The sequence below is a fragment of the Streptomyces palmae genome (genome assembly GCF_004684805.1).
GTDB lineage: Bacteria > Actinomycetota > Actinomycetes > Streptomycetales > Streptomycetaceae > Streptomyces > Streptomyces palmae.
On the sequence record NZ_SRID01000476.1, the window covers coordinates 1 to 4,492 of the forward strand.

The 4,492-nt window shown below is 74.8% G+C and carries 4 protein-coding genes; 1 reads left to right on the top strand and 3 read right to left on the bottom strand.

Going from position 1 to position 4,492, the window contains the following annotated elements:
• Window positions 1–345: 345 nt before the first annotated feature.
• Window positions 346–1,614 (top strand): zf-HC2 domain-containing protein, encoded by a 1,269-nt coding sequence (locus tag E4099_RS29480; protein ID WP_135342169.1) that lies wholly within the window; start codon window positions 346–348, stop codon window positions 1,612–1,614.
• A gap of 37 nt (window positions 1,615–1,651) precedes the next feature.
• Here E4099_RS29480 and purU read toward each other — a convergent pair whose 3' ends face one another.
• The 3 genes from purU to E4099_RS33325 form a co-directional block, all read right to left on the bottom strand.
• Window positions 1,652–2,524 (bottom strand): formyltetrahydrofolate deformylase, encoded by an 873-nt coding sequence (gene purU / locus E4099_RS29485; protein ID WP_135342167.1) that lies wholly within the window; start codon window positions 2,522–2,524, stop codon window positions 1,652–1,654.
• Between the two features lie 31 nt (window positions 2,525–2,555).
• The gene (locus E4099_RS29490; protein WP_425348284.1) at window positions 2,556–3,002 is read right to left on the bottom strand and encodes an SCO4402 family protein; all 447 of its coding nucleotides are present in this window, start codon (window positions 3,000–3,002) and stop codon (window positions 2,556–2,558) included.
• A gap of 206 nt (window positions 3,003–3,208) precedes the next feature.
• Window positions 3,209–4,492, bottom strand: a 1,284-nt coding sequence (locus E4099_RS33325; protein WP_167828522.1) for a hypothetical protein, incomplete at its 5' end; no start/stop codon positions are given.

Below are 4,492 nucleotides of genomic sequence, written 5' to 3' on the forward strand. Positions count from 1 at the left end.
GCCCCGGGCACCCCGGATGCCCCAGAGACCCCCGACCATGGCGACGACGAGGATCCGGCAGTGCGGGAACGGGACGATCGGGACTGCGATGGCCGGGGTGACGGCTGGGGCGTGGGGCGTGTCGTACCGCGCATACCTCCGCCCCGCACACCCGCCGATGACTCCGGCCGCTGGCCACCGGGGTCGGGCGCGCGCCCGCGCGGCGGCGCCCGGCCCCACCGGTCCGTACCGCCTCAGCCCCGGTCCCGGCCGGGCCGGGAGGCGCTCGGCCAGGGGTGCCGGCCGGCCGAGGCCGGATCGCGGCCCCGAGAGGATTCCCAGGTCCCCCTCGACGGCGTGGAGCCCATGGAGCGGCCGTACGCGCTCCCCTCGGACGCCGGTCCCCCGTCGTCCGCCCTCCCGCCGGCCGCCGTGGTGAGCGAGCCGCCGCCCGCGCCCGCGCACCGGGTGCTGCGGTCGCTGCTCGGCGCCTGGGCGCTGGCCGCCTGCTCCAGTGAGGAGACGGCGGCCGTCGAGGCACACCTCAACCACTGCGTGCCCTGTGCCGAGGAGGCGCTGCGGCTGCGTGACGCGGTCGGGCTGCTGCACCCCGAGGGCAGCCTGGACCTCGATCCGCTGCTCCGCTCGCGGGTGCTGGCGGGCTGTCTGGGCCGGCGGCCACCGCGTATCCCGGTGCCCGAGTGGGCCGGCGCCTTCGACGCGGAGGCCGCCCGGCTGGACGCGCTGCTGGGCGACATGGGAGCCGCGGAATGGCGCGCCCCGGTACGGCTGAAGTGGTTCGACGGGCAGTCGCTGGTCGAGCGGCGCACCACGGTCGCGGGGGTGATCGGGCACCTGATGGCGGTCGACGGCCTGCTGGCCGGCGCGCTCGGGCTACCGGACCCGCTGGGTGGCGCGCCCGGCTCACCGCTCGACCGTACCGAGGCCCTCCGGCGGACCGAGCCGCCCACCGTCCCCCTCCCCGGAGAAGAGGAGGCGCCCGAGGCGTCCGACGACGGACCCGACCCGGAGCCGGGTCGTCGCGGTCGCCGGGACCACCACCCCGGAGCGGTGCGCAAGCCCTGGCGTGCCCAGGTGCACACGCTGGTGCGCACCGTGTCCTTCGCGAGCCAGGAGGTCTGGGACCGGCCGGTGCCGCTGGGCGACCTGCGGCTGCGGGTGCGCGACTCCTTCGTGGACCGCGCCTTCGGCTGCTGGGTGCACGCCGGGGACATCGCGGAGGCGGTGGACTATCCGTACCGGCCGCCGGCCTCCGGCCACCTCCACCAGATGGTCGACCTGTACGCCCGGCTGCTCCCGGACACGCTCGCCGCCCGGCGCCGGGCCGGGCTCGCGGCACCGCCGCGACGGCTGGGCGCGGTGGGCGCCCCGGGGCGTTCGCTGCGGCTGGAGATCGAGGGCAGCGGCGGCGGCCACTGGTTCATCCCGCTGGACTCACCCGGCGCACTGGCCGGCCCGGAGGGCGAGGTGGCGCATATCGCGCTGGACCGCGACACGTTCTACCAGCTGGCGTCCGGGCATGTGCCGCCGCTGGACGCGGCGGCCGGGCAGGTCGGCGACCCGGAGGCGATCCGCGAGGTACTCCTGGCCACGGCCTCGCTCTCCCGCCTGTGACCCGGCGGGCCAGGCGGTCGGCCGGCCGGGCAGGGGCCTACGCGAACACCACCGTGCGTGCGCCGTTCAGCAGGACGCGGTGTTCGCTGTGCCACTTCACGGCTCGGGCCAGGGCCTGGCACTCCACATCGCGGCCGATCGCCACCAGCTGGTCCGGGGTGACCTCGTGGCCGACCCGCTCGACCTCCTGCTCGATGATCGGGCCCTCGTCGAGGTCGGCCGTCACATAGTGGGCGGTCGCGCCGATCAGCTTGACGCCCCGGGCGTGCGCCTGGTGGTAGGGGCGCGCGCCCTTGAAGCTGGGCAGGAAGGAGTGGTGGATGTTGATGATGCGTCCGGACAGCTCCTTGCAGAGCGCGTCGGAGAGCACCTGCATATAGCGGGCCAGCACCACCAGCTCCACCCGCTCGGTGCGCACCAGCTCCAGCAGCCGCGCCTCGGCCTCGTCCTTGTTCTCCTTGGTGACCGGGATGTGGTGGAAGGGGATCCCGTACGAGGCCACCAGCTCGGCGAAGTCGGTGTGGTTGGAGACGACCGCCGCGATCTCCACCGGCAGGGCGCCGATCCGGGCCCGGAAGAGCAGGTCGTTCAGGCAGTGGCCGAACTTGGAGACCATCAGCACCACGCGCATCTTCTCCTCCGCGCGGTGCATCTGCCAGTCCATGTCGAAGGATTCGCCGACCGCCGTGAAGCTGGCCCGCAGGCTGTCCAGGCCCACCGGGGTCTCGGCGCGGAAGTGCACCCGCATGAAGAACAGTCCGCTGGCCCGGTCGCCGTACTGCTGGCTGTCCTCGATGTTGCAGCCGGTCATGAAGAGGAAGCTGGACACGGCGTGCACCACGCCCTGCTTGTCGGGGCAGGACAGGGTGAGGATGTACTGGTCGGGAGCGGAGGGCTGCGGCTGGCTCATGGCGGATAGCGTCGCACACCGGCCGCCAATGTCAGACCGTACGCGTCCACATGGCGAGAACGTGGAGCGGATGGGGGGCGGCGTCCGGGTCGTCCCCGTCGTTGACCGCCAGCAGGACATGGGCCTCGCGGGCCGCCCGCACCGCCTCCGGCCAGCCGTGGTGCTCCATGTAGACCGAGACCGGCGCGTCCGCCCCCACCTGGTGCATGATGCGCAGCACCCGCAGTACGGCGACGTCCACCAGGGCCGCCTCCTGGGAGTCCCGGAAGATCGTGCCGACGTACTTCTCGGCGGACCAGTTGTCCAGCCAGGTGTCCTCGACCAGCCGGTAGACGGCGTCGGTGACGTCCCCGTATCCGTCCACCCCGGACAACCAGCACTGCTGGTGGAAGACCGGGTCGGAAAGCATGTGCAGCGCCGAGCGCACATTGCTGCGCCAGCGCCACCACGGCATGTCGTTCAGCGGCATGCCGCCCATGGTGGTCGAGCGGCGGGCACGACGGGAAGACTTCTCCGAACCTTGCACGGTGACCGATCGTACGTTCTTCCTACGTGACGATGTGGCGGCCCCCGCCATTTCCCGTCCCGGGGAGGCCGGTCACGGGGAGGGTCCGCGGCCCCGCGAACGCCGGGTTCCGGTTCCGGAGGCGGGGGCCTGGGCGCCGGCGGGTGGCCGGCGCCCGCTCAGAGCTGGCCGGCCTGGCGCTGGGTGAGCCCGTACTTCGAGGCGATGACGTTCCACAGCCCGGCCGCTTCCTTCTTGGCCGTGGTCGCCTGGACGCTGGCCCGCTCGGCGGCGCCGACCTGCGGCGTCCGGCGCGCCTGCCCCTTGTGGCAGCCCTTGCGGCCCTTCACCTGGTCGGCCCAGGCCGCGTAGTGGTTGTCCGCCGCGGCCGAGGACTGCCATGCCTTGGTGAGCGCCGCGGTGAGCTTCTCGTGGTTCGGCAGCTTGTCCACCGAGATCTTGCCGAGCCGGGTCACCAGGTTGTTGCGCTGCCCGGCGGCGGTCCGCAGGTTGGTGCCCGCGTTGGCGAGGTCGCTGCACGTCTTGATGTGGTCCACGGCGCTGATCACCGAGGCGCGGCTGTTGTTGCTGTCGGCCAGCAGCGTGTCCAGCGCCTTGGCCTGCTCCTTCGCCGGATCGACGGTGGGCGTGGGCTTGGTCGGCGGGGAGCTGGGCTCCTTGCTGGCCGCCCGCTCCGTCTTCTCCTGGTCGCCGTCCTCGTCACCGCCACCGCCGGAGCTGATCGCCGCGCCCGCCGCCAGACCGGCGACGGCGCACCCCGCGACCACGATGCCGATGAGCGCGGCCGGGGAGAGCTTGCGGCGGCGCCCGCCGCCGTCGCCTCCGCCGTGGTGCGGAGCGGCGGGCGGGGCACCGTGCGGGCCCATGGCGTCATCGAAGACCGGCAGTTGCTGGGTGGAGTCGGGGGACTCGGCACCGTCGGCCCGGAACAGGCCGTCGAACTCGGCGAGCGGCTGCCGCCCCTCCGGGCCACCGGTCTGGCCGCCGTAGGGGGCTCCCGCGGCGCCGGGCGCCGGACGGCCGCCCGGCGCGTTGGCACCGTGTGCGCCGGGGGCGCCGGGCGGGGGCGCGCCGTGCGCCGGGATCGGACCCGGCAGCACCTGGGTCTCCTCGGCCGCACCCGGTGCGGCGGGTCCCTGCGGTGCCTGCGGCGCCTTGGGACGGACGGCGCGCAGTTGGGTGGTGGACTCGACCGGGGCCTCCGGCCGGCCCTGCCGGTAGCCGCCGTTCTCCGGGGGCAGCGGCACCGAACCGGTCTGCGGCGAGGCGCCCGGCGCGCCGCCGGGGCCGCCGGGGCCGCCGGGGCCGCCGGGCACCGGGGGTATCAGCTGGGTCGCGTCGGCGTCGCCGCCCCGCGCGGGGGCGGGCGGCGGGGTGTCGGCGGTGATGGGGCGCAGCATCCGGGTCTGCTCGGCGGCCTGCTGCGGCGGCTGCGCCTGGGG